We start from the raw sequence: 25,292 nt of genomic DNA, 5'->3' as shown, positions 1-25,292 counted from the left end.
GCGCGGAGGCGGGTTTCGCTTTGTTCGAGTATAGAGAATGCGTGTAGATCTTTTTGATTTCGAGTTGCCGGACGATCATATCGCGCTCAGGCCTGCCGAGCCGCGTGAAAGCGCGCGCCTGCTCGTTGTCGAGCCGAGCGCCAGCCAGACGCTTTCAGACTTCCAAGTGCGGGATCTGCCGTCGTTTCTGAAAGCCGGCGACGTTGTCGTCTTCAACGATACCCGCGTCATTCCGGCTCAGCTCGAAGGTGTGCGCCACCGGGAGGACGCGCCGGCTCTTCACGTGTCTGCGACGCTGCATATGCGCGCCGGTCCAGACCGCTGGAAGGCCTTCGCCAAGCCCGGCAAGCGTATCAAGATCGGCGACCGCATCCGTTTCGGCCACGACGAAAACGTCTGCATGCTCGGCGCGTTGGAGGCAACGGTTGAGGAAAAGGGCGAGGGCGGCGAGATCGACCTGCGCTTTGACCTGTCGGGTCCGGCCCTCGACGAAGCGATCGCCGCCGTCGGGCACATTCCGCTGCCGCCCTATATCGCCGCCAAGCGCCCCGACGACGAGCGCGACCGGGCGGACTACCAGACGATCTACGCACGCGAGGAAGGCGCCGTCGCCGCGCCGACCGCCGGCCTGCACTTTACGCCGTCCCTCTTTGCCGCACTCGACGCGATCGGCGTGGAGCGGCATTTCGTAACGCTGCATGTCGGCGCGGGCACCTTCCTGCCAGTGAAGGCGGACGACACGCGCGACCACAAGATGCACCAGGAAATCGGGCACGTCTCAGCAGAGACCGCTGCCGCGCTCAATGCGGCGAAGGCGAGGGGCGGGCGCATCGTCTGCGTCGGCACGACCTCGCTGCGGCTGATAGAAAGTGCCGCGTCGGTCGATGGCGAGATCCACGCCTGGTCGGGCGCTACCGGCATCTTCATCACGCCCGGCTACCGCTTCAAAGCCGTCGATGTACTCATGACCAATTTCCACCTGCCGCGCTCGACGCTGTTCATGCTGGTCTCGGCTTTCGCGGGCCTCGACACCATGCGGGCAGCCTATAGTCATGCGATCGAGAGCGGTTATCGTTTCTATTCCTATGGCGACGCCAGCCTTCTGTTCCGGAAAGACTGAACCTAGATGAGCGAAAGCTTTCAATTCCAGCTGAAAAAGACCGACGGAAACGCACGCCTCGGCGAGGTCTCCATGCCGCGCGGCACGATCCGCACGCCCGCCTTCATGCCGGTCGGCACCGTTGGTACGGTCAAGGCAATGTATCTTGACCAGGTCAAGGAGACCGGCGCCGACATCATTCTCGGCAACACCTATCATCTCATGCTGCGGCCGACGGCGGAGCGCGTGGCAAGGCTTGGCGGCCTGCACCAGCTGATCCGCTGGCAGGGTCCGATCCTGACCGATTCCGGCGGATTTCAGGTCATGTCACTGTCCGCGCTGCGCAAGCTCGACGAGAAGGGGGTAACCTTCAAGTCGCACATCGACGGCAGCACCCATCACATGTCGCCTGAGCGCTCCATCGAAATCCAGGGCCTCCTCGACAGCGACATCCAGATGCAGCTAGACGAATGCGTGGCGCTCCCGGCCGAGCCGAAGGAAATCGAGCGTGCGATGGAGATGTCGCTGCGCTGGGCCGAACGCTGCAAGATCGCCTTCGGCAATCAGCCGGGCAAGGCGATGTTCGGGATCGTGCAGGGCGGCGATATCCCCGAACTGCGTGTCCGCTCGGCGGAAGGGCTGAGACAGCTCGACCTCAAGGGCTACGCGGTCGGCGGGCTTGCGGTCGGCGAGCCGCAGGACGTCATGCTGAAAATGCTTGAGACCACGCTGCCCGTGCTGCCTTCCGACCGTCCTCGCTATCTGATGGGCGTCGGTACGCCGGACGACATCCTGAAATCCGTTGCGCGCGGCATCGACATGTTCGACTGCGTGATGCCGACGCGCTCCGGCAGGCATGGCCTTGCCTTCACCCGTCGCGGCAAGGTCAACATCCGCAACGCCCGCCACGCCGAGGACATGCGGCCCCTCGACGATCAATCGAATTGCCCGGCTTCGCGCGACTACTCCCGCGCTTACCTGCATCACCTCGTCCGCGCCAATGAGGCATTGGGCGGCATGCTGCTGTCGTGGCACAATCTCGCCTATTATCAGGAGCTTATGCAGGGCATTCGCCAGGCGATTGCCGAGGGCCGCTTCGCGGACTTCATGGCTGAGACACAGGAAAGCTGGGCAAGGGGCGACTTGGAGCCGGTCTGACCGACTGGAGGGACGCGCCCCTAAATTCCCTTGCTCGTCGTATTCGGCAAGATAGTCACGCCGTTGATCTTGTAGGATCCGTCGGGCTGGCGGGCGAGCTGGTAGATGGCCGACCAATCCTTGCCGTCGCGTCCTGTGATCAGCACCTCGTGATAGACAACGGCGCCTTCGTCGATCGATTTGCTGCGACCGAAGGCATAGTTGCCGGGATGATAGACCGGCTCGTAGCTCCTCTTCACCATCGAGAAGAAGATGTCCTTATCGGGATAGAGAGCCTTGATGCCCGGTGCCGCAAAAGAGTAGGCGGTCGCCGCATCGTTATGCAGGAAGGCTTCGATCTGTTCCTCAATCATCGTTTTGGTCGTCTGCAGCGGATCTTCCGCCCGCACGGCTGATCCTATGACGAGAGCGATGATGAGGCTGACGGCAAGAGAGAAAGCGCGCATGGAACGACCTCCGGCTCATGAGAACAAGGATAGCGCGGCGAGGGGGCTTGAGAAGGGATCCGGTCACCCATCGGCGACAAAAGCTCCGTTGCGCACCCCATATGCTTAAAGCCTAAAATATTTTTCGATTTTCACTGCGAGCCGCCTGCCGCTGAGGGATCTGCGATGCTAACAAAGATCGCGGAGACACAACGAGTGGAGGAAAAACGGAATGGCCATGCCGATGCGGTCGATCGTTGATTGGAACAATGCCTATGCCAACACCGTCAACATCGCGGGCGGAAATCGTTGGCCCGAGGCCTGGGTCGAACCGGCAAGACAATTCCGCCAGAAACTGCTGGGTGAGGGGCGCGCCAGGCTTGATGTTGCCTATGGCGAGCATGCCCGCAACAAGCTCGATCTGTTTATGCCCGAAAGCAGGCCGAAAGGGCTCGTTGTCTTCGTGCATGGCGGCTATTGGCAGGCCTTCGATGCCAGCTATTGGTCGCATTTCGCCGGAGGATCCGTCGATCACGGCTATGCGGTTGCGGTTCCGACCTATCCGCTGTGCCCGGAGGTGAAGATTTCGGACGTCACGGCGGCCGTCGGCAAGGCTATCGAGAAGGCGGCAAGCCTAGTGGATGGCCCGATCCATCTCACCGGCCATTCAGCCGGCGGCCACCTGGTCGCGCGGATGGTGACGAAGACTTCGCCACTGCCGGATGCCGTGCGCGCCCGTATCGGCAACGTTGTCCCGATATCCGGCGTTCACGACCTGCGCCCGCTCATGAACACGGACATGAAGGAAACGCTTCACCTGGATGCAGGGGAGTGCCTGGCCGAAAGCCCGGCACTGCTGGAGCCGATTGCCGGCACACGGCTTACCTGCTGGGTTGGGGCCGGAGAACGCGGCGAGTTCATCCGCCAGAACGCCTTGCTCGCCAACATCTGGACCGGCCTCGGCGCGCAAACCGCAATCGTCGAAGAAGCCGACACCCATCACTACACCGTCATCGACGGGCTCATCGACCCCGCCCACGCCCTCACAAGGTGTTTGCTTTCGGAGTAGCTGGGGGGAATGGGAGACGTGTTGCTGGAAAGCGTATTGGTCGCTGCCCGATCTGGATGACCTCGCTGGTCTAGGCGGCCAGGCCACCTGCGGAGCGGTATTCATGCATGGGCATTATAAATAGCGCGAAAAGTTGAATTTGTTGCGGCTCCGTTTCCCAGATAGCTTCATGCGCAAAGGGAGAACGCAAATGAGATTGAAAACCATTGCAATATTGTTCGCTTCCAGCGCGGGCCTGGCTACCCTTATTGCGAGTGCGGCCAGTGCAGGCGCGGTGCTGGATGAGATCGAGAAGACAAAAGTCCTGACGGTCGCCACCAATTCCGACTATCCGCCGCAAGCCTTCCTGAACGCGGAAAACGAACTCGACGGCTTCGACATCGAAGTCTCTCGCGAAGTTGCAAAGCGGATGGGCGCCAAGGCGAATTTCGTAACACCGGGGTGGGAGGTCATGACCTCCGGACGCTGGGCCAATCGTTGGCAGATCGCTGTCGCCTCGATCACACCGACAGGGAAACGCGCGGAAGTGCTCGATTTCCCGGCGATCTATTACTACTCTCCTGCCATCTTCGCTGTTCACCGCGACTCTAAGGCTAAGGATGTCGGCGATTTGAATGACAAGGTCATCGGCGTGGTTTCGGCGTCCACCTACGAATCCTACCTGAAGCACAACCTGAAAATCGATGCGATAGGCACACCTTCCTTCGAATACCAAGTTACGCCAGCTGCCGTGAAAAGCACGGAGGCCGATGAAATTGATGAGCTCGCACTTGGCGACGGTATACGGCTCGACGGTGTCTTGCAGGCACAGCCGCGCATCGAAGCGGCGATCAAGAAGGGCCAGCCAATCCGATTGCTGGGGAAACCGGTGTTTTATGAGCCGCTGGCAATCGCCGCTGACAAGGGCGACGCCGAGCTTAACGCAAAGCTCGTCCAGATCATCAGCGATATGCGCTCTGACGGCACGATGAAGGCGCTCTCGGAAAAATGGTACGGCACCGACTATAGCACTGCCAAATAGTGCGGCCATTCAGACCTGTGATAGCCTAGCGCGCTGTCCTCCATTTTGGCGGCGCGCGAGGGTCGCAATTTAAACTGTCAAGACGAGAGCCGCATGAGAAATCCGGACTTACAGATCTTTGCAACGCCAAAGCCTTGGTCGACAGGGCAGGCCGCCAGATTTGCCGCCACCACGTTCCCGCTGCTTCTAGCGCTTCTGCTGCTGGGGCAGGCGGGTCTGACGCTATACCATGCAGGGTCTATCGGATTTTCCGCCGACAGTTTTGGCGGCCTGATCGCCTCGTCAAAGAAGTTCATTATAGTATCTGCAATACTGTCTACCTATTTGTTTCTTCTGTTGAAGTTGCCCTCCCGCCTCCAGTATTTTGCCGCCTGGTTCACGCTTTTCGGACTGTTCCTTTACTTCTTCTTCCTGTTTGATCTCAGCTACAGCACCATTGCGGAAAAATTGCCCTACCTGCTTTCAGTGGGCCTTTTCAACACCCTTTTTGTGTCGGTGCTGTCCATTTCGCTTGCAACGCTGTTTGCAATTCTCGGGGCGATAGCGAAATTGTCGGGCAACGGTATCGCGATGAGATTTTCCGCGCCGGCATCAGCAGCATACCGAAAGGACAATGGGAGGCAGCGGACGCTTTAGGGCTCGCCCGCTCTCGCACCTTTCGCACGATAATTCTGCCGCAGGCGATGAAGATCATTGTTCCGCCGATTGGAAACCAATTTACGGCGATGCTCAAGGATTCGTCGCTGATCTCTACTGTCGGTGTTTGGGATTTGATGTTCGTGGCGAGGACGCAAGGGCGCGCTGATTTCCGTCTGCTGGAGATGCTGATAACGGCCTCACTGATTTACTGGATCATGTCGATCGTGCTCGACCTTGTTCAAGGCCGGATCGAGCGGTATTTCGGCCGAGATACCCAGTCTGTAGGCTCAATCATGGGTGCGCGCAGATGAAAGCGGCATCCCCGGCATCCGGCCCAAACGTGGGCCTTGACGATCAGGCTCGTCCATTGATCGGCGTGCTTGCAACGCCTGGTCTTGATGACACTATTCCCGTGCAAAGCGTCGATCAGAAATACCTCGATGCCATTCGCAACGTGGCAAATGCCGAACCGCTTGTTCTGCCCTTATCAGAAGGCAGTGAGAACCTTGCCGCCACACTTTCGGTTTTGGATGGAATATTGTTGACCGGTGGGCTCTCCAACGTCCACCCAAGCTTCTACATCGCAGCCGAAGATATTGCCGCACATGAACCTTTTGACATCCAGCGCGACAAAACGGCGTTTGCCATAATTGACTATGCCATCCGCGAGAATGTACCGGTTCTCGGCATTTGCCGCGGGATGCAGGAACTGAATGTTTTTTGCGGCGGCACGTTGATGATCGGTTTGCAGAACCCTGAGGCGCTTCCTCATCATCGCCCGTGGGACCGAGAGCAACCGATCGACACGATCTATCAGCCTTTCCATACCGTTGAAACGGCGGAGGACGGCGTTTTGCGCCAGATCCTCAAACAGCTGAAAATCGAGGTCAACTCGATCCATAAACAGGGAATCGAGCGGCTGGGCGAGGGGCTGAGGGTGGAGGCGCGGGCCGAAGATGGAGTGATCGAAGCGATCAGCCGTCCGGAAAGCAGCTTTGTTGTCGGTGTTCAATGGCACCCGGAATACCAGGCCGCCACCAATGCGACCTCATCGAGCCTGTTTGCCGCTTTTGGCAGGGCTGCTGCAACGTATCGCGCCCAAAGGCCCTTTGCGCGAGCAAAGGCGAACAATGCCGCAGGCAAAAGTTGAGCGACGAACTATTTTACGCTCGCGGCGATATCCTCGACAAGCCATGCGTATAGCGTTGCCAGCTGGACTTTATGGACCACATGTCGTGAGTGCACAAAATAGTATGTGTCGCTGGATACGATTTCGGTTGGAAGAGCCAAGACCAGTTGGCCCTCGCTCATCAACCGCGAAACAAACAGTCTTCGAGCAATCGCAAGCCCTTTGCCTTCTTGTGCGGCCTCGAGGGCCTGCGCTTGAGTGGCGTACGCGACAGAGTTCATTTTTTGTGTCGGCACGAAGTCCAGTCCAGCCAACACATGGTCCCAGCTTCCACTAAATCTTTCGGTAAGAAGCGTCGCCTTGCCTATGTTTCCCTTTGAAAGGCCATTGGGGTATTTTGCCAAATACGCTGGCGAAGTGACGACGAGATAATCGCCGCAATCAAGCTCTGTTCCCTGCAAATCCGGGCTCAATCTGACATCCGCAGGCAAGAGCCGAAGAGCCACATCGATACTTTCGCGGGTGAGATCCACAAACCTGTTTGTTATATATAGCTTTACCCGGATGCGGCGATGTTGCTGATGGAAGCGTTCAAGACTTTCCTCCAGCCAACCGGATGCAAAGTCCTCTGAAACGCTCATCGTAAGTATCTGTTCTCGCTCTTGAACAACCGTTGCCAGAGCGTGTTCGATATCGTTCAATGAACGTTGCACCACCTCATAAAGCACCTGTGTCGATTCCGACCACTCAAGGTCGCGCGTGGTGCGATGAAAAAGACGCAGCGACCAGCGTTGTTCCAGGGATTGGAGGCGCTGCGACACGCATGGCTGAGAACAGTTTAACTCGAGCGCCGCCTTGGAAATCGACCGCAATCTTGCAACGCTTTCAAACGTCCGCAATTCATTCATCGTAGGCATCGTCGAAGACTTTACGATAGGCATTGTCGAAACCTTCACCACAGGTACTCATAACAATAATTTATAGCTTACAATTTTCGGGCGGCGTTTGGCCAGCGACGTCTTGAAAATTGTCAAAATAGGGGAGCTGCTGCCACTGTCTGGCAACGCCCCAATGATCTCTATTGCGGCGTTCGTCCATGTCGATCTGGGAGGAGGTGCGTTTCATGTAACGTTCCTTGCAAGCGATAAACCGTTGTTATCTATTGCAAGTCGCACTTCATCCTTGAATCCACCAAGCTACACCAGAAGTCAGATAACATCGTCGTAGACTTTACGATAGGCCGCTGCGCCATTGGATGTCGGGCGCCGGCATCTGGCTGTCGCGCACCCTATTTTGACAACTTCAAGTCTTCGCTGGCCAAACGCCGCCCGAAGATTGTAGCTATAAATTATTGTTATGAATAGCGGTGGTGAAGGCTTCGACAATCGTTTCGCAATGCGGCGCTGGATCTCATCCGCGAACGCCATGCGGATTTCGGGCCGACATTGGCGGCCGAGAAGCTCGCCGAACGCGACGGCTTGCATGTCTCGCGCGAGACGGCTTCGCTGTGGCGCCGATTGCTTGGTCGCGACCGCTTCTTCGAATCCAAGCCGGCCGCACCAGAACGGTCATAGGCCTGCAGCAGCCTGTGCACCTGACTTCGGCTGAGCCCAACTAGCTCGGCGGCCTGGACGACGCTCAGGCCCTGATCACTCCGACCGCTCATGGTCTCGACCAGGCTGAAGGTCGTCATCCTTGCTCCCAACGTTGGCATTGACCAGAACGTCGACAGGCGAGACCGTCACATCTCTAACTGGCCCAACTGTCGCATTACTAAATAGCCGCTACACCCGATGTGTCAGCAAGGTTGGAATGTCTGCTGGAGCGCAAAGTAGAAGTGTCACAGCGTGCTGTCTGACGGCATGACGACCAGCCCCGATCTGACCGGCTCACCCGATTGCAAGATCTGATCGGGGCGGGTGAGGGACAGCCCTTCGGCTTTAGCTTTGAGACGATCCAATCGACGCTTCACTCGCGGCATCAAGCCTTTCCAGGGCAGCCTTGCGGCGTTCGATCACCGCCGGATCGTTCATGAAATCCTTGGCTCGTCCCGGGCCGCGAGCACGTCGCACATAGCCGTTCTTCTCGCTGTTGGTCTTCACCACGGGCTCCGGCTGCTGCTGCTCCTGACGCTCCTTGATATAAGCCAGGACATCGGAAAGCCGCTTGTTCTCGGTAATCGCCGCATGCGTCACGCGCTGGTCCTTGTCGAACGTCCTGTAGGGCAGGGAATGTCCCTTCCAGCGCACATCGAGCCGACCGTCGGCATAGGCATAGGTCTCGACATACCGACCAGCCAGCCCACGCGTCACCTCGGTCTCTTCCAGCATGACCCGCTGGCGCTCGAACGAGAACGTCAGCTGCGCCCCGACATAACGCTGCTCGCGCTTGCACAGGATCTCGGCAAGCCGATCCGGTGCAAGGGAGATCGGCCGGTGCAGGTCTTCGGACCGGGCAGGGACAATTGCAAACCGCGCATTGTAGTGCTCCATGAAGCTTGGCAAAAACGCATTGCCAGTCTCCATGTCGCAGATATCAGCCAGCCGTAATTCCTTGACCAGCCGATCCTGCAGCGTCCGGTTCATGCGCTCGACGCGGCCCTTCGCCTGACTCGAATTTGCGCAGAGAATCTCGATGTTTAGCTCGCAAAGCGCCCGCCCGAACTGAGTCATACCCTGGCCACCCTTGGCGTCCTTCTTGGGGACGCGGAACACCGTATGTTTATCGGAGTAAAATGCGATCGGAGCGCCGTGTTGCTCGAGATACAACGCCAGCGCTTCAAAGTAGGTGAACGTGCTTTCCGAACGCACGAACCGCAACTGCATCAATTTGCCAGTCGCATCGTCGATGAACACCAGCAACGAGCACGGTGGTCCGCGATCCTGGAACCATCGATGCTCGGATCCGTCGATCTGCACCAGCTCGCCATAAGCCTCGCGTCGCAGTCGTGGCTGGTGAAACCTTCGCCGCTGCTTGCGCGACAGCCAGATGCCGGCACCCGACATCCAATGGCGCAGCGTCTCGCGCGAGACATGCAAGCCGTCGCGTTCGGCGAGCTTCTCCGCCGCCAATGTCGGCCCGAAATCCGCATAGCGTTCGCGAACCAGCGTCACAGCGTAATCCCGAACACCATCGCTGATCCGGTTGTTCGACGGCCGGCCGATCGCTTTGTGCCGGATCGACGCCGCACCGCCAGTGCTGATCCGCTCCAGCAGGCGACGCACCTGGCGCGTGCTCAGATCAAGCACATGCGCCGCCGATACCAGCGTCATGCGGCCGGCGATCACCTTCGACAAAATCTCGATCCGCTGCAGATCACGCTCGCTCATCGCAATCAGTCCCATCCGCAATCTCCCACGTCCTCAAACGCGGGCAGTGTGACATTCCAACTTTGCAAAAACAGGACACTTTAACTTTGCGGCTACACCCGAAGATCAGATAATATGGATTATGGAACATGTGGGCTTACCAACGGATGCTGGGATCGGCATCAACGACCGGACCTCTTGCGAAAGATCTCGGTCTCACTGGTACACCGGTCTATGTCGTCGGTGGCACCATTCTCAAAGGCGCAGTCGGCTCGGAAAAGCTGACGGCGCAGATTGCGCTTGCGCGCGGAAAGAATTGATCGGCTCAAGAAGGCCACAAGCCGCAGGACGCGTATAGTCCGCATCAACTGCGTGGCGTCGGCGCCATACTCCTGGCTGCTTCTCGGCGCGCAACGAAAAACAATGCCTGCTCAAGTGGAATATTGTGGATATCGTCGAGCACCCGTTGACGACAATCATAATATAATTGATCGTCCGGCTCACCTGTCGGATTGACGAATGCGATTGCGCTATCCGTCGGTGAGCATGCGCTTGATACAACAGATAAAAAAAGACCCGCCGGCTTAATCCAGCGGGTCAAAGACTCCAGCAACATATCCGGGCGCGGGCACGACCGGACATACCGCATTAAGACTCTCTAATATTACACGGTCAAGACGTGACTCCGGCTAATGTCAGCGGGACCTCTAACCTATTTGGTCGAGATAGGCCGAAGAATATTGAATTTATTCAATTGGTTGGGGTGAAATGACGCCTGCGTACGCACCTCGCGATGGTGTGACCGCATAGACGCACTTTCATTATTTTTATCTAAACTGGTAAATTTGGCCCTCTGCAACGGCGTTTTTTTCATCGCGCGGCTTAGGCAAGCGCGGAAATCGGGTGGCTCGGTCTCCTCACGCCCGCCAGAAAGATCTCGATGCATTGACGCAGATGCCGGTTGCGCGCCTCGCGGTCTGGCCAGTCGCTCGGGCATCCGGGTAGCGAGGTCATCGCGCCGAAGATCATGTTCATGAGCATGCGTGCGCCGCCGGAGGTGTCGGCGAGTTCGATGCGGCCTTGAGCCTTTTGCAACTCAAGCCAATCCGCCAGCAACTGGCGCGATTGCTGGATGGCGTGGGTCGTCAGCAGGATCCCGATTTCCGGAACCGCCTGGGATTCTCTCACGAAAAGGTGAATGAGAGCTTCGCGGTCCCTTTCCTCTTCCTCGCCAATATCGAGCATGAAGATATCTTCGAGCGTCTGGGCGAGCGGCAGGTGTTCGTCCGGGTCGCGCGGCAGCCGCAGCATCGTGGCGCGATGCGCGTCAATGATCGCCATGAAAAGGTCTGCCTTGCTCGGAAACAGCTTATAAAGCGTCTGTTTTGACAGCTTGCACCGGGCTGCGACGAGGTCCATGGTGGTGCCGCCGTATCCGAGTTCGTGGAATGTCGTGCGGGCTTCAGCCATGATTTGGGCCCGCCGCTGCTCGTCGCTTACCGTCTTCGGCCGCCCGCGCGGACGAGAGAGAACCTGCGCTTCGCGATGCATTTTCGGCGCATTCTCCCTTTTGTGCGATGCACCAACCCGGTTGACATTTGGCGCAAATCGATATTGTTGTACTCTCGCGTACTCTAAATAAGCCTACGGAAAATAGCAACGTGAAAAAGCCCGCCTCCCCCCTTTGCAACTTTAGCTATCTAGACGCTTCGTCCGACCTCGGTCCGACGAAGCGGGGCCGAGGCCTGGCCATTGCCGTTCTCGGCCTTGGCCTGGCGCTCTCGGGCTGCAACGAGCAGAAATCCGCGCAGACCAATGCGCCTGCCGTCAAGGCGGAGGTGAGCGCCGTGTCGCTGCATCCGCAGTCCGTGGCGATTACCGCCGAGCTGCCGGGACGCACCAGTCCCTATCTCGTGGCCGAGGTCAGGCCTCAGGTCGGCGGCATTATCAGGAGCCGCAATTTCCGAGAAGGCAGCGAAGTGGAGAAGGGCGACCTTCTCTATGAAATCGACCCCGCGGCTTACCAGGCAGCCTATGACAGCGCCGAGGCGGCGCTGCAGCGCGCCAAAGGCGCCGTGCCGAGCGCGCAGGCGAAACTAGACCGCTATACCGGCCTCAGCGCCCAGAGCGCCGTCAGCAAGCAGGAATTCGACGACGCACGCGCCAGTCTCGTGCAGGCGCAGGCCGATGTCGCGTCCGCAACGGCGGCGCTGGAAGCCGCAAAGATCAATCTTGGCTTCACAAAGATCGTTGCCCCGATCTCGGGCCGCGTCGACGCATCGACCGTGACCGTCGGCGCGCTCGTGACCGCAAACCAGACGACTACGCTCACGACCATCCGCGAGTTCGACCCGATCAACGTCGACGTCACGCAGTCGAGTGCCAATCTCCTGAAATTCCGGCGCGCGGTCGACGAGGGACGGCTGAAGATCAGCGGCGACAATGTTTCGGTGCATCTTACGCTCGAGGACGGCAGCAGCTACAATCAGACGGGCAAGCTGCAGTTCTCCGAGGCCGCCGTTGCCGAAACCGTCGGCACGATCACGGTCCGCGTGATCTTCCCGAACCCCGACCGAATCCTGCTTCCGGGCATGTATGTGCGTGCGAGGCTCCAGGAAGGCGTCGCAGAAAACAGCTTTCTCGTTCCGCAGCGCGCGGTTACCCGCAACACCAAGGGCGAGCCGACGGCAAAGTTCGTCTCTGACGACGGCAAGGTCGAGGAGCGTGTGCTCGCCGTCCAGCGCAGCGTCGGCAATAGCTGGCTCGTCAATGGCGGTCTGAAAGACGGCGACCAGGTGATCGTCGAAGGTACCCAACGTGTCCGTACCGGCCAGGAGGTGAAAGTCACCCTGGTCACCATCGACGATGCGACCGGAACGGTGAAGCAGGCCGAGGCGGATAGCGCAAAGCCTGACAAGCAGGCCTCGCGCGAGGCGGCCGAAGACGCCGTCACCACCGGCGCGACGAAGTGAGGTGACGAATGTCTCGCTTCTTTATTGACCGCCCCATCTTCGCATGGGTGATCGCCATCGTCATCATGCTCGCGGGCATCCTGTCGATCACGACGCTTTCGATTTCGCAGTATCCGCAGATCGCGCCCACCACCGTGCGCGTCAGCGCGAACTATTCCGGCGCCGACGCCCAAACCGTTGAAAATTCGGTGACGAAGGTCATCGAGCAGGGCATGACCGGGATCGACAATCTCGACTACATGACCTCGACGTCGACCGCGACGGGTCAGGCTTCGATCTCGCTGACCTTCACCAACAAGGCCAATCCCGACGTCGCGCAGATGCAGGTGCAGAACAAGCTGCAACTCGTCACCGCGCAGTTGCCGCAGTCTGTCCAGAACACCGGTATCGTCGTCTCCAAGTCGACCTCGAACTTCCTCATGGTCATCGGCTTCGTGTCCACCGACGGACGGATGAATTCAAACGACCTCGCCGACTATATCAGCAGTACGCTGAACGATACGCTGAAGCGCGTTCCAGGTGTCGGCGACACGCAGCTCTTCGGTGCCGGATATGCCATGCGTATCTGGGTGGACCCGGACAAGCTTGCGAAATACCAGCTGATGGTCAGCGACGTCACGAACGCAATCGAGGCGCAGAACACCCAGGTTGCCGCCGGCCAGCTCGGCGCCCTGCCCCAACGCGGCGGCCAGCAACTGAACGCGACCGTGACGGCCAAGAGCCGCTTGCAGACGCCGGAGCAGTTCGAAAATATCATCCTCAAGAGCTTGCCGAACGGCTCGCTGGTGCGCCTGAACGACGTTGCCACGGTGGAACTCGGGGCCTCGGCCTATACCAGCTCGGGAACGTTCAACGGCAAGCCTTCTGCCGGTCTTGCGATCATGCTCGCCTCGGGCGCAAACGCGATCGACACGGCGGAAGCGGTACAGTCGACGATCAATAATCTCAGTCAGACCCTGCCGGCCAATGTCGAGGTGGTCTACCCCTACGACACGACACCCTTTGTGAAGCTCTCGATCGAGGACGTGGTCAAGACGCTGTTCGAGGCGATCGTGCTCGTCTTCATCGTGATGTTCGTGTTCCTGCAGAACATCCGTGCAACGCTGATCCCGACGCTCGCCGTGCCGGTCGTTCTTCTCGGAACCTTTGCGGTCTTGTCGGCCTTCGGCTATTCGATCAATACCTTGACGATGTTCGGCATGGTGCTGGCGATCGGCCTTCTGGTCGACGACGCCATTGTCGTGGTGGAAAACGTCGAACGCGTCATGGAAGAGGAAGACCTCTCGCCACGCGAGGCGACCATCAAGTCGATGAACGAGATCACCGGCGCGCTGATCGGCATCGCCACCGTGCTCTCCGCCGTCTTCATTCCGATGGCCTTCTTCTCGGGCTCGGTCGGCGTCATCTATCGGCAATTCTCCGTCACCATCGTTTCGGCGATGGTGCTCTCGGTCCTGGTGGCGCTGGTGCTGACCCCTGCCCTCTGCGCCACCATTCTGCGCAAGCCCGTACACGGGGCGAAGGATAGAGGGCTATTCGGCTGGTTCAACCGTGGCTTTGAGCGTGCGACCAACGGCTATCAGCGCGGCACCGCGGCGATGATCCGCCGAAGCGGCATCTTTCTCGTCATCTTCCTGCTGATTGCTGTGGCCGTCGGCTACCAGTTCAACCGGCTGCCGAGCTCCTTCCTGCCGGAAGAGGACCAGGGTATTCTTCTGACCAGCGTCCAGCTGCCTCCGGGCGCCACCACGGCGCGCACCCAGGCCGTACTGGACCAGGTCCGCGATCACTATCTGATCGACGAAAAGAACTATGTCGACGGCGCCTTTGCAGCCGCCGGCTTCGGTTTCGGCGGTCAGGGGCAAAACGTCGGCCTCGTGTTCGTCAAGCTCAAGGATTTCGAGAAGCGAACCACCAAGGAATCGACCGCCCAGGCGATTGCCGCCCGCGCAATGGCCGCCTTCTCGAAGATCAAGGACGGCAGCGTCTTTGCGCTGGCACCGCCCGCAATTCCCGGCTTCGGCAGCTCAAGCGGCTTCGATTTCTTCATCAAGGATATTAACGGCGCCGGCCATGAGAAACTGATCGAAGCGCGCAACCAACTCCTCGGCCTCGCCGCCGCGAGCAAACAGATCGTGGGCACGCGGCCGAACGGCCAGGAAGATACGCCGCAATATTCGATCGACGTCGACCAGGAGCGTGCAAGCGCACTCAACATCAATCTCGCCGACATCAATACGACGCTTTCGACCGCCTGGGGCGGAAGCTACGTGAACGACTTCATCGATCGAGGACGCGTCAAGCCCGTCTATGTGCAGGCCGACAAGAACTTCCGCATGCAGCCCGAAGACTTCGACCGCTGGTATGTCAGGAACTCCGACAACGCCATGGTGCCCTTCTCGGCTTTCTCGACCGGCCGCTGGAGCTACGGGTCGCCTCGTCTCGAGCGCTATAACGGCTCGTCGGCGGTGGAAATCCAGGGGGCGGCCGCCCCCGGTGTCAGCTCGGGTGACGCCATGAAGGAGATCGACAGCCTGATGGGTCAACTGCCTCCGGGCTTCAGCCATGAATGGACGAGCCTTTCGGCCCAGGAAAAGCTTTCCGGCAACCAGGCTCTGCAGCTGTATGCCATCTCGATTCTGGTCGTCTTCCTGGCACTTGCCGCACTCTATGAGAGCTGGTCCATTCCGCTTGCCGTCATGCTCTCGGTGCCGATCGGTATTTTCGGCGCCCTGCTCGCCGCGACTATCTTTGGCCAATCGAACGACGTCTATTTCAAGGTAGGCTTGCTGACAACGATCGGCCTTGCGGCGAAAAACGCGATCCTGATCGTCGAATTCGCCCTCGAGCAACAGAAGACCGGCAAGGACCTGGTCACGGCGACGCTCGAAGCGGCACGCCAGCGCCTGCGCCCGATCCTGATGACATCGCTCGCCTTCATTCTCGGCGTCATGCCGCTGGCGATCGCGCACGGAGCCGGTTCCGGCAGTCAGAACTCGATCGGTATCGGCGTGATGGGCGGCATGATCTCGGCGACCGTGCTCGGCGTCTTTTTCATCCCGCTGCTGTTCGTTGCAACGAGGCGGGTATTCAAGGGCAAAGTACACGAGGAAAAGGCGACCGCCAGCGAAGCGTCTACCGATGCCGCTCATTGAGTGATTGCGATCGCCGGACATAATAAAGCGACCGGGCAGCAGTCCGGTCGCGCTTTTCGTCTCGGTCAGGTGCTTCCTCCAAAAGCCTTCTGCAGGCTTCCTGCACGCCCACAACACGCGAGCGGCGAAATGGTTCCACCGCCCAGCCCCTTCCGTGCAAATAAAGTTCCAAATGGAATTTGATGCTTAAGCGGCCTGCTGTCGAATCTCCGGGACTAGTCCTGAATACCTTTCAAAGCTTCGGCAAGCGCCAGGAGCTTGGCGTCGCTGCCGCGAGCGCCAACCAGCGACAGGCCGACGGGCGCTCCGTCGACCGTGGCCGCGGGCATGGAAATCTGAGGCAATCTGGCATGGGCGGCAATGGATAGGAGACCGATTGCCTCCTTGCGAAAGCGATCGAAGGCCTCTTGCGTGGAGTCTTTCCGGGGCGCCGGCCCGGGTGCCGTCGGCAGGATGAGCACCACGCCCTTGTCCAGCGCCTCCTCCATTGCCGCTGCAATCTCCTTGCGCGTGGCGTCGGCCTTCTCGAAGGTTGCGGCGTCGACTGCTTTCGCCGCTGCAAATCGCGCTGCGATATCCGGGCCGAGCTTTGCGTTGTTTGCCTCGACCCAGATGCCGATCGCCCGCCACACATCGCGACCTTGCCACAGCCGAAAAGCCTCCGCCCTCTCCGCCGCGCCGACGATCGCAAGTGGATCTCTGACGACCCGACCGATCCGATCGGCCGCCGCCTCGGCATAGGGCCTCAACGCGTGCGCGACCCTGGGATCAAGGGCATCCCAGATATCGGCCGGCAACCAAGGCGTGGAATAGTCCGCCACCCCGGAAAGGCCGAAGACGCCGCCGACGCGCGCCAGCATAGCTGCATCGCGGGCAAACCAACCGAGAGCATCGAAGCCGGGTGCCATGGGGACGACACCGCTCATATCGACGGCTCCGTGACTCGACCGAATTCCGAAGATGCCGCAGAACGAGGCCGGCAATCTAACGGAACCGCCGGTATCCGTTCCAAGCGCGAAGTCGACCAAACCGGCGGCGACCGCCGCAGCCGAGCCCGAGGACGATCCGCCGGGCACTCGCTCGGGTGCCGCGCTGTTCAACGGCGTGCCGTAGTGCGCGTTCGTTCCCATTAGACTGTAGGCGAACTCGTCCATATGGGTCTTGCCAACGAGGCTCGCGCCCGCCGAAAGCACGCGTTCCACGGCCGATGCATGCGCGCCAGCGGCCGGCTGAGCAGCACGCCATGCAGGATTGCCGTTGCCGGTCACCTTTCCCGCGACATCCAAGTTGTCCTTCGCCGCGAAAGTCAGACCGCTGAGAGGACCGGCTGCCCCCATGAGCGGGGACTGGAAGACTTCGATGAAGGCACCAACGGTATCGTCGATGAGTGGCATGTGCGTTATCCATGGAGGCGGCTGTGAAAGTTGCTATTAAACCAGGTTAGAAACAACGTCTAAGCGTTTATAGCGTCGATAAAAAGTCGAAAGCGATTGAGACCGCTCTCCCGTCAAAGTACCCCCCAGCCGCGATAGCGGCCACGCCCCGTCATTTCGCGAATACCGAGTTCGGCCACGAGATTGAGCGCGCCTCGCGAGGTAACGCCGACATGCTTGGCGACCATATTGGCGGAGACGATAGGCCGGGACAGTACCAGTTCGACCACCCCCGGCAGGCTGCTGTTTGAACGTCGGTCCTTCAGTCTTCGCTCCATCTGGGTCTTCGCAAGCAGCAGTCGATCGAGCTCGCGCAACCCGGCGTCGGCGGCCTCGACCATGGCGTCGAGAAAGGCCGCGAGCCTGACGCCGCGCTCGGGCGCGCGACGTCGCTCGTGGCGCACCGCTTTCAGTCCCACGTTAAGAGAGAAGAAATGCGATGCCGTCTTGCCGCGGCTGCGCAGATAAGCGCTCACGAGCAGGCTTCCCAGCCAATGCTGGCGCCGCAGCGGCTCTATGCGCTCCCACGCGTCTAAGAGCACCGCGGCGGCAAGCGCCGGCGGCAGCAGATCGGCTTTGCGAATGATGTCCCGCCACGCCTCCATGCGCGCGACCTCATCCCAGTCCTCGTCATGCACGAGGCCGAGTGGATCCACGAGGGACGCGCTCGCGGTCTCGGCAATCCGTTCTCCCGCAAGCGCCCGGTCCGAACGCGCAATGACTGCATCGATCTCGGCAAACGCTTTCACCAGCGCATCTGGCGTTTCGTCTTCGTCCTCCAATGGTTCCTGCAGCGCTGCTTCGTTCCGTGTCGCTGTCGACTGCACAGCGTCATCGCGGACGGAACCGCTGGTTCGCAGGGTCGCAAGACCTGCAGCGCTCAGCCACCAGTCCGGTTCGGAGTGCCAGAGGCGTCGGCGGGTTCGCAATATGGCGTGCGCGATCGTGAGTTCATGGGTGGGCGCGCGCGCGTCCATATGCGCATCGTGCAGCACCAGATCCTCGACATGAACCAGCTCGCCGCTCACCCACAGAGCCGCAACGGAATCGAAGAAATGCCCGCGCTCGCGGAACCCTTCGCCGACCGGATGTCGCAAGACCCGCTCATCGAGACGCGCGATCATATCCTCAGCGCGCGTCATCGCGGGCAGCAGGGTTTCGATCGGCAGGGATTGAAAATCGTATCGCATTGGAATCATGCCATGGTATTTGTCTTGCGGAACCTACCACCGCCCCTCACTTCCAGATAGCCAACCGATAACCACCAGCCTCGATAATTTCCACTTGACCCTCCAGTTGCTGGAAGGTTCATAAGGGATCCAACGCTCGAAAGGGCATGGAGCTCCAAGCATGACATTGCACGACGAACATCCGCACAGCCATGATCACAATCCAGCCTCGCCGGGAGCGCCGGTCACGCGCGATCCCGTTTGCGGCATGCTTGTCGACCCTGCCGCGGCCAAGCCGTCGATCACCTATCGCGATCACACCCATCAATTCTGCTGCCAAGGCTGCCAGGACAAATTCGAGGCCGCACCGGAGCAATATCTGATTGCAAAAGACCCGGTCTGCGGCATGAGCGTCGACCGCGCGACAGCAAGGCATTTCCTTCGGCATCAGGGGGAGAAATTCTACTTCTGTTCCTCCGGCTGCAAGGCGAAGTTCGAGGCGACCCCAGACGCCTACCTTCGCGGCGACCGTCCGACGCCACGTCCGATGCCCAAGGGCACGCAATATACCTGCCCGATGCATCCCGAAATCGTCAGCGACGGCCCGGGCGACTGCCCCAAATGCGGGATGGCGCTTGAGCCGATGGGCGTTCCGGCAGAAGGCAACGCGCCGAACCCCGAACTCGTCGACTTCACGCGCCGCCTCTGGATCAGCGGAGCCTTTGCCATCCCGTTGCTTCTCCTCAGCATGGGCCCGATGCTGGGAGTGCCGCTACGCGGCTGGATCGGCGAGCCCATCGCGACATGGCTGGAACTGATGCTCGCGACGCCTGTCGTGCTCTGGGCGGCCCTGCCCTTCTTCCGTCGCGCCTGGAATTCGCTGATCAACCGCAGCCCCAACATGTGGACGCTGATCGGTCTCGGCGTCGGCGCGGCCTATCTCTATAGCCTCGTCGCAACCCTCGCTCCCGGAATTTTCCCGATGAGCATTCGCGGCCACGGTGACGCGGTACCGGTCTATTTCGAAGCGTCGGCGGTGATCGTGGCTCTGGTCTTCGTTGGCCAGGTACTGGAACTGCGGGCTCGCGAGCGCACCGGCTCGGCAATCCGCGCCTTGCTCGACCTTGCGCCGAAGACCGCCCGCAAGATCTTTCCCGAGGGGCGCGAGGTCGACGTGCCGGTCGAAGAGATCCACGTTGGCGACAAGCTCCGGGTGCGGCCGGGCGAGCGTATTCCCGTCGATGGTACCGTTGCCGAGGGACGTTCGGCGATCGATGAATCGATGATTACCGGCGAACCGGTCCCCGTGGAGAAAGAGGCCGGCGATCGCGTCACCGGCGGCACGATGAACCGCAACGGCACGCTCGTGTTGGTCGCCGAGAAGGTCGGCGCCGACACGATGCTCGCGCGCATTGTCGAGATGGTGGCAAAGGCACAGCGCTCGCGGGCGCCGATCCAGGGTATGGTCGATCGCGTCTCCGCCGTTTTCGTGCCCGCTGTCGTCCTTGTTGCCGTCACCGCTTTTGCGGCCTGGGCGATCTTCGGGCCAGAGCCGCGGCTGGCGCATGCGCTCCTTGCCGCCGTCTCGGTGCTCATCATCGCCTGCCCTTGCGCGCTTGGGCTCGCAACGCCGATGTCGATTATGATCGCGACCGGCCGTGGCGCGCAGGAAGGCGTACTGATCCGCGACGCGGAGGCGCTGGAACGGCTCGCGAAGGTCGACACGATTATCGTCGACAAGACGGGGACACTGACCGAAGGCAAGCCGCGGCTGACCGATGTCATCGCGTGGACTGGGTTTGACCAGGTGCGTCTGCTGTCGCTCGCCGGCGGCCTCGAGCGCGGCTCCGAACATCCGCTTGCCGAGGCGATCGCAAACGGTGCCGTCGAGCGCGGCGCCGTCCTCAGCGAAATTTCGGCCTTTGAGGCCGAGACCGGCAAGGGTGTTCAGGGCATGATCGAAGGCAAGGCGGTGGCCCTTGGCAACGCTGCAATGATGGCGGATCTGAACGTCGATTTGCTGGGCGCGCGCGATGACGCCGAACGCCTGCGCGGCGAAGGCAAGACGGTCATGTTCCTCGCCATCGACGGCAATCTTGCCGGGTTGGTCGCGGTGGCGGATCGGATCAAGTCCACCGCGGCCGCGGCCATCCGAACACTGCACCAGAGCGGGCTGAAGATCATCATGGCGACCGGCGACAACGCGGTCACGGCGGCCGCCGTAGCGAGATCGCTCGGCATCGACGAGGTGCGCGCCGACGTCCTGCCCGAAGGCAAGCTGGCGCTCGTCAACGCGCTGCAGGCTCGGGGCGCGACAGTCGCCATGGCGGGGGATGGTGTAAACGACGGGCCGGCGCTCGCGGCCGCCGATGTCGGCATTGCCATGGGCACCGGCGCCGATGTCGCGGTCGAGAGCGCCGGCATCACGCTCGTCAAGGGCGACCTTACCGGAATCGTCCGGGCGCGGCGCCTGTCGGAGGCAACGATCCGCAACATCCGCCAGAATCTCGGGTTCGCTTTCGGCTACAATGCGCTCGGTGTACCGCTCGCGGCCGGCATTCTCTATCCGGTCTTCGGTCTGCTGTTGTCCCCGATGATCGCGGCGGCGGCCATGAGCCTTTCGTCGGTTTCCGTCATCACCAACGCGCTCAGGCTGCGAGGCGAGAAATTATAGGAGGCTTGAGATGAATATCGGCGAAGCATCGGACCGCTCCGGCCTGCCGGCCAAGACGATCCGCTACTACGAGGAGATCGGCCTTATCCGCCCGGATCGCCATGACAACGGCTATCGTGACTATGGCAACGACGACGTGCACAAGCTTCGCTTCCTGCAGCGCTCGCGAGGGCTCGGCTTTTCGGTCGAGGAGTGTAGGCAGCTGCTCGCGCTCTACGAAGACAAGAGCCGCGCCAGCGCCGACGTCAAGGAGATCGCCTCCTCAAAGCTTTTCGAGATCGATCGGAAGATCCGCGAATTGACGGAGCTCAAGCACACGCTCGAGCATCTCGTCCACGCCTGCCACGGCAACAGCCGGCCGGATTGTCCCATCCTAGAAGAACTGGCAGACGATCTACCGGCTACGAACGCCAGAAGATAACGGATAACGATCAATCCGGCCTTTCGATCGCGATCGCCGTCGCCTCGCCGCCACCGATGCAAAGCGACGCCACACCACGTTTCGCGCCCCGGCTTTCGAGTGCGTAGAGCAGGGTCACGATAATGCGCGCGCCAGTCGCCCCGATCGGGTGACCGAGCGCGCAGGCGCCGCCATTGACGTTTAGCCGATCGCGCTCGATGCCGAGATCCTTGGCCGCAGCCATAGCCACCACCGCGAAGGCCTCGTTGATCTCGAAGAGATCGACATCACCGACGTTCCAGCCGGTCATGTCGAGCAGCTTGCGGATCGCGGGAATAGGCGCGGTGGTATACCAGGCGGGTTCCTGGGCGTGCGTCGCATGCGCCTTGATTTCCGCAAGAATCCGAAGCCCCTCCTTCTCGGCGATCGAACGGCGTGTCAAAACCAGGGCCGCCGCACCATCGGCATTGGCCGACGCACTCGCCGCCGTGATCGTCCCGTCCGGTCGGAAAGCGGGCCGCAGCGTCGGGATCTTTTCCGGCGTAACCTTCAACGGATGCTCGTCCTTGTCGATCATGACCGCTCCAGCCTTTGTACGCACGGCAATCGGCACGATTTCAGCATCGAACGCGCCGCCCTCGACCGCGCGGCGGGCGCGGGTGAGCGTCTCGATGGCATAGGCATCCTGATCGTTGCGGCTGAATTGAAAGGCTTCGGCAGCGGCTTCCCCGAAGTCGCCCATCGGACGGCCCTTCTCGTAAGCGTCCTCAAGTCCGTCGAGCATCATGTGATCGAAGATCCGATCGTGGCCGACCCGGTAACCGCTTCGCGCCTTGGCAAGCAGATAGGGAGCGTTGGACATCGACTCCATGCCGCCGGAGACGACGACCGACGCGGAGCCCGCGAGGATAAGATCATGGGCAAGCATCGTTGCCTTCATGCCCGAGCCGCACACCTTGTTGATCGTGGTCGCGCCAACCGCGTCCGGAACGCCGGCTTGCTGGGCAGCCTGCCGCGCCGGCGCCTGCCCCTGCCCCGCCGGCAGTACGCAGCCGAACAACAACTCATCCACTCGCTCCGGCGAGAGCCGTGCCCGCTCCAGAGCGCCCCGGATCACATGGGCGCCGAGTTCGGGGGCGGCGAGCGACGAAAGCTCGCCCTGAAAGCGCCCGAGCGGCGTGCGGGCGGCGGCAACGATGACGACAGGATCGCTGGTGGGCATGATCACTCCCTCGCTGGTCTCTGGTTTGGAGTAGCGACGGCATCCTATTACATGATGATCATCATGAAAACGAAAATCGTCCGTTACTCCTAGATCCCGGCGTACCACTCATAGCCGCGATCTTCCCAGAAACCGCCTTTGCCGCCCCATAGGCCGGCGAAGGTATCCTTGATCTCGATACGCATGAGATATTTTGCGTGCTTGTAGCCGAGGTGACGTTCGACGCGCAGTCTGAGCGGTGCTCCGTGCGCGATATCGAGATCCTTCCCGTTCATGCCGTAAGCGAGAATGGTCTGCGGATGAAATGCGTCGATGAGGTCGATGCTCTCATAGTAGCGGCCGCTGCCGTCGAGCGTCTGTTCCAGTTCGTCGGCGCAATAGAAGACCGCATAGCGGGCTTCCGGCTTGAGACCCACGCTCTGCAGGAGCTGGCCTAGGGGGACCCCGGTCCATTTGCCGATGGCGCTCCAGCCTTCGACGCAGTCATGACGGGTGATCTGCGTTCGCGACGGCAGCTTCTTCAGATCCGCCAGCGACAACTCCATCGGCCGGTCGACCAAGCCATCTATTTTCAGTCGCCAGTTCAAAAATCCGTCTTCCGAGAGACGCGCATACGCTTCGTTGTCAGGGTTGCTGGTGCCGTTGGAACGAAAGACCGGCGACAGGTCGGCTTCGGTAAACTCACGCGCCAGCTTCTGAGGGGAAACGATCAGTCGCTGAGCGCGCATTGTCAGGCCCTCGGCAGCATTCAACACCTTCTGAACGTCTTCGCTCTGAACAACGTCGTCACACCCGGACAGGCCGACGGCGCCGACGCCCACTGCGGAGCCGATCAGAAAACGGCGACGGGTAAGAAAGCCTGTCATCGCTCGCTGCCTCCGCTGCGGATCGCGTAGCGGCCGGTGATCATGGAGCGGAGGTTGTTCCAGAAGCCGGAAAGTAGGACCATCGCAATGTGAACGACGACAAAAAGCACGATTGTCCAGGCGCTGATGAAATGGATCGCGCGCGCCGATTGGCGCCCCCCGAAGATATCGAGGAGGAAGGGAAAGCCGGCGTCAATGCCCGGTGACATGGTGAGGCCCGTGGCCAGCATCAGCGGCAGCAGAATAAAGGCGGCGACGATATAGGCGAGTTTCTGCAGGGAATTGTAGCGCCGCGCGCTATCTCCCTTCGGAAATCGAAGATGCGAGTGCTCGACGATTTCGTGCCAGATATGACGCGGCGTCACCTCGTTGCCGGAGGGCGCAAGATCGCGGCGGAAGTGACCCCCAATGAAACCGCAGAGAATATAGACCAGGCCATTGATGACAAAGAGCCAGGCGAAGAAGAAGTGCCAGCGCCTTCCCGTGGCGAGATCCTGGTAGCTCGGGATCGTCGCCCATGAGGGAAAGCCGCGTTCGGTCAGTTCACCGTCCACCTTCGACGCCCCGAGCACGCCGGTCGTCGGAATCTCGAGGCTGCCGATCCGCGTCACGCCGCGGATTGTCTCGCCATTCTCGGCCGCTCCCATTTGCAGCCAGGAGGGGTCCGCGTCCGCCCCATACTGTCCCCAGTAAAGCGCGGGATGCGCGTTGAAAATCTGGAGGCCGCTCATCAGCAGCAAGGTCAAGCAGAGGACGTTGATCCAGTGGGTGATGCGCGTCACCAGGGAATGACGTCGAATGTAGATCGTTGTCGGAGGCCCCGTTGAAGATGCTTTCACCCCATCGACATTCACGACGTCGCTCCCTTCCGGATCCGATTACGGCAAGCCAGCATCATACCATGGCGGCCGCAAGCAGCACAGGCCGCGCCCCTTCTCACATCGGTGGCGCAATGCCATGCAAGCCGACGACCACGCGCTCGGCTCCGGCACTGTCGCCCATGATGAAAACGCCAGCACCTGGTTTTACATCATCCTTGGTCGCGGGTGCGAAGGTCACGATCGGCGTGCCCTCGGGGATGTTGATCTTCTTTTCCTTGCCTTGGAAGGCAAGTGTCAGCGTCGGGCCGTTCACCGACTTTACGACGTTGGCGACCGTCGCATTCGTCATCGAGCTGTTCGGTTTCACATCCCAGGGACGATCGCCCTCGCCCGTTCCTTTCATGGCGGCTGGGAAGATCACCACCTCGATAGCCCCGGCAACGCCGTTGTCCGTCGGCTGCGAGGCGATGCCGACGAAATCGCCGGGCTTGATGTCCGCCACGGACGCCGCCACGACGCCGGTGACCGCCCAACCCGGCTTCAGCTGGACAGTGACGTCCTGACCCTCACGGCTTTTCACCTTGAGGCTATTTGCGTCGACGTTCTCGATCGTACCGCGAACGCGAGTAAGCTCGGCGGCGTGTAGCGCCGCGGAGGCGCCGAGTATCATGCCTCCAATCAGGATCATGCCAAAGGAAATCATGGATTTGCGCATCATCACCGTCTCCGTGG

At 60.6% G+C, this 25,292-nt stretch carries 20 protein-coding genes and 2 pseudogenes; 11 read left to right on the top strand and 11 right to left on the bottom strand.

What is annotated here, in order from left to right; all coding sequences use genetic code 11:
• The first annotated feature begins 37 nt into the window (after positions 1 to 37).
• Both queA and tgt read left to right on the top strand, forming a co-directional pair.
• Positions 38 to 1,120: a tRNA preQ1(34) S-adenosylmethionine ribosyltransferase-isomerase QueA gene (queA, locus tag AB4048_RS01025; protein WP_442200040.1), complete on the top strand. Its 1,083-nt coding sequence runs from the start codon at positions 38 to 40 to the stop codon at positions 1,118 to 1,120.
• A gap of 6 nt (positions 1,121 to 1,126) precedes the next feature.
• Complete coding sequence (gene tgt, locus AB4048_RS01020) at positions 1,127 to 2,257, top strand: tRNA guanosine(34) transglycosylase Tgt (protein ID WP_442200039.1); 1,131 nt, start codon at positions 1,127 to 1,129, stop codon at positions 2,255 to 2,257.
• 20 nt (positions 2,258 to 2,277) lie between these two features.
• Here the strand turns inward: tgt and AB4048_RS01015 are convergent, their stop codons facing one another.
• Positions 2,278 to 2,703, bottom strand: coding sequence for a DUF4864 domain-containing protein (locus tag AB4048_RS01015; protein ID WP_442200038.1), 426 nt, complete (start codon positions 2,701 to 2,703; stop codon positions 2,278 to 2,280).
• Between the two features lie 211 nt (positions 2,704 to 2,914).
• On the opposite strand from AB4048_RS01015, the gene AB4048_RS01010 reads away from it, so the two are divergent.
• The 4 genes and pseudogenes from AB4048_RS01010 (at position 2,915) to AB4048_RS00995 (ending at position 6,561) form a co-directional block, all read left to right on the top strand.
• Complete coding sequence (locus tag AB4048_RS01010) at positions 2,915 to 3,751, top strand: alpha/beta hydrolase (protein ID WP_442200037.1); 837 nt, start codon at positions 2,915 to 2,917, stop codon at positions 3,749 to 3,751.
• A 196-nt stretch (positions 3,752 to 3,947) separates the two neighbouring features.
• On the top strand, positions 3,948 to 4,772 hold the full coding sequence (locus AB4048_RS01005) for a transporter substrate-binding domain-containing protein (RefSeq protein WP_442200036.1): 825 nt from the start codon (positions 3,948 to 3,950) through the stop codon (positions 4,770 to 4,772).
• Positions 4,773 to 4,865: 93 nt separating this feature from the next.
• Positions 4,866 to 5,722 (top strand): annotated as a pseudogene (locus AB4048_RS01000) (amino acid ABC transporter permease).
• Positions 5,719 to 6,561 carry a gamma-glutamyl-gamma-aminobutyrate hydrolase family protein gene (locus AB4048_RS00995; RefSeq protein ID WP_442200035.1) on the top strand — a complete coding sequence of 281 codons (843 nt, stop codon included), beginning with the start codon at positions 5,719 to 5,721 and terminating at the stop codon, positions 6,559 to 6,561. Before AB4048_RS01000 ends, AB4048_RS00995 begins: the two are co-directional and overlap by 4 nt.
• An 8-nt stretch (positions 6,562 to 6,569) precedes the next feature.
• Here the strand turns inward: AB4048_RS00995 and AB4048_RS00990 are convergent, their stop codons facing one another.
• The 3 genes and pseudogenes from AB4048_RS00990 to AB4048_RS00980 form a co-directional block, all read right to left on the bottom strand.
• Complete coding sequence (locus AB4048_RS00990) at positions 6,570 to 7,448, bottom strand: LysR family transcriptional regulator (RefSeq protein WP_442200034.1); 879 nt, start codon at positions 7,446 to 7,448, stop codon at positions 6,570 to 6,572.
• A gap of 593 nt (positions 7,449 to 8,041) precedes the next feature.
• Positions 8,042 to 8,233, bottom strand: a pseudogene (locus AB4048_RS00985) (helix-turn-helix domain-containing protein); the annotation flags it as partial.
• 247 nt (positions 8,234 to 8,480) lie between these two features.
• On the bottom strand, positions 8,481 to 9,884 hold the full coding sequence (locus tag AB4048_RS00980) for an ISNCY family transposase (protein ID WP_442200033.1): 1,404 nt from the start codon (positions 9,882 to 9,884) through the stop codon (positions 8,481 to 8,483).
• 113 nt (positions 9,885 to 9,997) lie between these two features.
• Here AB4048_RS00980 and AB4048_RS00975 point away from each other — a divergent pair, with 113 nt between their 5' ends.
• Complete coding sequence (locus tag AB4048_RS00975) at positions 9,998 to 10,168, top strand: DsbA family protein (protein WP_442200032.1); 171 nt, start codon at positions 9,998 to 10,000, stop codon at positions 10,166 to 10,168.
• A 562-nt stretch (positions 10,169 to 10,730) separates the two neighbouring features.
• Here AB4048_RS00975 and AB4048_RS00970 read toward each other — a convergent pair.
• A complete protein-coding gene (locus tag AB4048_RS00970; protein ID WP_442200031.1) occupies positions 10,731 to 11,399 on the bottom strand; it encodes a TetR/AcrR family transcriptional regulator in 669 nt (222 codons plus the stop codon).
• Between the two features lie 194 nt (positions 11,400 to 11,593).
• Between AB4048_RS00970 and AB4048_RS00965 the strand changes: the two genes are divergently transcribed.
• Positions 11,594 to 12,820 carry an efflux RND transporter periplasmic adaptor subunit gene (locus tag AB4048_RS00965; RefSeq protein WP_442200210.1) on the top strand — a complete coding sequence of 409 codons (1,227 nt, stop codon included), beginning with the start codon at positions 11,594 to 11,596 and terminating at the stop codon, positions 12,818 to 12,820.
• An 8-nt stretch (positions 12,821 to 12,828) separates the two neighbouring features.
• Positions 12,829 to 15,975 carry an efflux RND transporter permease subunit gene (locus AB4048_RS00960; RefSeq protein ID WP_442200030.1) on the top strand — a complete coding sequence of 1,049 codons (3,147 nt, stop codon included), beginning with the start codon at positions 12,829 to 12,831 and terminating at the stop codon, positions 15,973 to 15,975.
• Positions 15,976 to 16,190: 215 nt separating this feature from the next.
• Here AB4048_RS00960 and AB4048_RS00955 read toward each other — a convergent pair whose 3' ends face one another.
• Together AB4048_RS00955 and AB4048_RS00950 are read right to left on the bottom strand one after the other, a co-directional pair.
• Positions 16,191 to 17,369 (bottom strand): amidase, encoded by a 1,179-nt coding sequence (locus AB4048_RS00955; RefSeq protein ID WP_442200029.1) that lies wholly within the window; start codon positions 17,367 to 17,369, stop codon positions 16,191 to 16,193.
• 113 nt (positions 17,370 to 17,482) lie between these two features.
• Positions 17,483 to 18,598, bottom strand: coding sequence for an RHE_PE00001 family protein (locus AB4048_RS00950; RefSeq protein WP_442200028.1), 1,116 nt, complete (start codon positions 18,596 to 18,598; stop codon positions 17,483 to 17,485).
• Positions 18,599 to 18,758: 160 nt separating this feature from the next.
• Between AB4048_RS00950 and AB4048_RS00945 the strand changes: the two genes are divergently transcribed.
• A complete protein-coding gene (locus AB4048_RS00945) occupies positions 18,759 to 21,251 on the top strand; it encodes a heavy metal translocating P-type ATPase (protein WP_442200027.1) in 2,493 nt (830 codons plus the stop codon).
• A 10-nt stretch (positions 21,252 to 21,261) separates the two neighbouring features.
• A complete protein-coding gene (gene cueR, locus AB4048_RS00940; protein WP_442200026.1) occupies positions 21,262 to 21,672 on the top strand; it encodes a Cu(I)-responsive transcriptional regulator in 411 nt (136 codons plus the stop codon).
• Between the two features lie 10 nt (positions 21,673 to 21,682).
• On the opposite strand, the gene AB4048_RS00935 is transcribed toward cueR, so the two are convergent.
• The 4 genes from AB4048_RS00935 to AB4048_RS00920 all read right to left on the bottom strand — a co-directional run bounded on the left by AB4048_RS00935 (position 21,683) and on the right by AB4048_RS00920 (position 25,278).
• Positions 21,683 to 22,873, bottom strand: a complete 1,191-nt coding sequence (locus AB4048_RS00935; RefSeq protein WP_442200025.1) for an acetyl-CoA C-acyltransferase — start codon at positions 22,871 to 22,873, stop codon at positions 21,683 to 21,685.
• An 89-nt stretch (positions 22,874 to 22,962) separates the two neighbouring features.
• A complete protein-coding gene (locus AB4048_RS00930; RefSeq protein ID WP_442200024.1) occupies positions 22,963 to 23,739 on the bottom strand; it encodes a molybdopterin-binding protein in 777 nt (258 codons plus the stop codon).
• Complete coding sequence (locus tag AB4048_RS00925; protein WP_442200209.1) at positions 23,736 to 24,524, bottom strand: cytochrome b/b6 domain-containing protein; 789 nt, start codon at positions 24,522 to 24,524, stop codon at positions 23,736 to 23,738. The genes AB4048_RS00930 and AB4048_RS00925 overlap by 4 nt, the downstream gene beginning before the upstream one ends.
• Before the next feature lie 151 nt (positions 24,525 to 24,675).
• Positions 24,676 to 25,278, bottom strand: a complete 603-nt coding sequence (locus tag AB4048_RS00920) for a hypothetical protein (RefSeq protein WP_442200023.1) — start codon at positions 25,276 to 25,278, stop codon at positions 24,676 to 24,678.
• Positions 25,279 to 25,292 lie beyond the last annotated feature (14 nt).

The organism is Rhizobium sp. RAF56, assembly GCF_052113965.1.
In the GTDB taxonomy this organism is placed as follows: Bacteria; Pseudomonadota; Alphaproteobacteria; order Rhizobiales; family Rhizobiaceae; genus Rhizobium.
The sequence above is the reverse complement of the archived record's forward strand: the minus strand, read 5'-3'. Positions and strand labels throughout refer to the sequence as shown.

Coding starts and splice junctions, on each gene's coding strand:
- queA (WP_442200040.1), top strand. CDS start 38: ATGCGTGTAGATCTTTTTGATTTCGAGTTGCCGGACGATCATATCGCG.
- tgt (WP_442200039.1), top strand. CDS start 1,127: ATGAGCGAAAGCTTTCAATTCCAGCTGAAAAAGACCGACGGAAACGCA.
- AB4048_RS01015 (WP_442200038.1), bottom strand. CDS start 2,703: ATGCGCGCTTTCTCTCTTGCCGTCAGCCTCATCATCGCTCTCGTCATA.
- AB4048_RS01010 (WP_442200037.1), top strand. CDS start 2,915: ATGGCCATGCCGATGCGGTCGATCGTTGATTGGAACAATGCCTATGCC.
- AB4048_RS00995 (WP_442200035.1), top strand. CDS start 5,719: ATGAAAGCGGCATCCCCGGCATCCGGCCCAAACGTGGGCCTTGACGAT.
- AB4048_RS00990 (WP_442200034.1), bottom strand. CDS start 7,448: ATGAATGAATTGCGGACGTTTGAAAGCGTTGCAAGATTGCGGTCGATT.
- AB4048_RS00980 (WP_442200033.1), bottom strand. CDS start 9,884: ATGGGACTGATTGCGATGAGCGAGCGTGATCTGCAGCGGATCGAGATT.
- AB4048_RS00975 (WP_442200032.1), top strand. CDS start 9,998: ATGTGGGCTTACCAACGGATGCTGGGATCGGCATCAACGACCGGACCT.
- AB4048_RS00970 (WP_442200031.1), bottom strand. CDS start 11,399: ATGCATCGCGAAGCGCAGGTTCTCTCTCGTCCGCGCGGGCGGCCGAAG.
- AB4048_RS00960 (WP_442200030.1), top strand. CDS start 12,829: ATGTCTCGCTTCTTTATTGACCGCCCCATCTTCGCATGGGTGATCGCC.
- AB4048_RS00955 (WP_442200029.1), bottom strand. CDS start 17,369: ATGCCACTCATCGACGATACCGTTGGTGCCTTCATCGAAGTCTTCCAG.
- AB4048_RS00950 (WP_442200028.1), bottom strand. CDS start 18,598: ATGCGATACGATTTTCAATCCCTGCCGATCGAAACCCTGCTGCCCGCG.
- AB4048_RS00945 (WP_442200027.1), top strand. CDS start 18,759: ATGACATTGCACGACGAACATCCGCACAGCCATGATCACAATCCAGCC.
- cueR (WP_442200026.1), top strand. CDS start 21,262: ATGAATATCGGCGAAGCATCGGACCGCTCCGGCCTGCCGGCCAAGACG.
- AB4048_RS00935 (WP_442200025.1), bottom strand. CDS start 22,873: ATGCCCACCAGCGATCCTGTCGTCATCGTTGCCGCCGCCCGCACGCCG.
- AB4048_RS00930 (WP_442200024.1), bottom strand. CDS start 23,739: ATGACAGGCTTTCTTACCCGTCGCCGTTTTCTGATCGGCTCCGCAGTG.
- AB4048_RS00920 (WP_442200023.1), bottom strand. CDS start 25,278: ATGATGCGCAAATCCATGATTTCCTTTGGCATGATCCTGATTGGAGGC.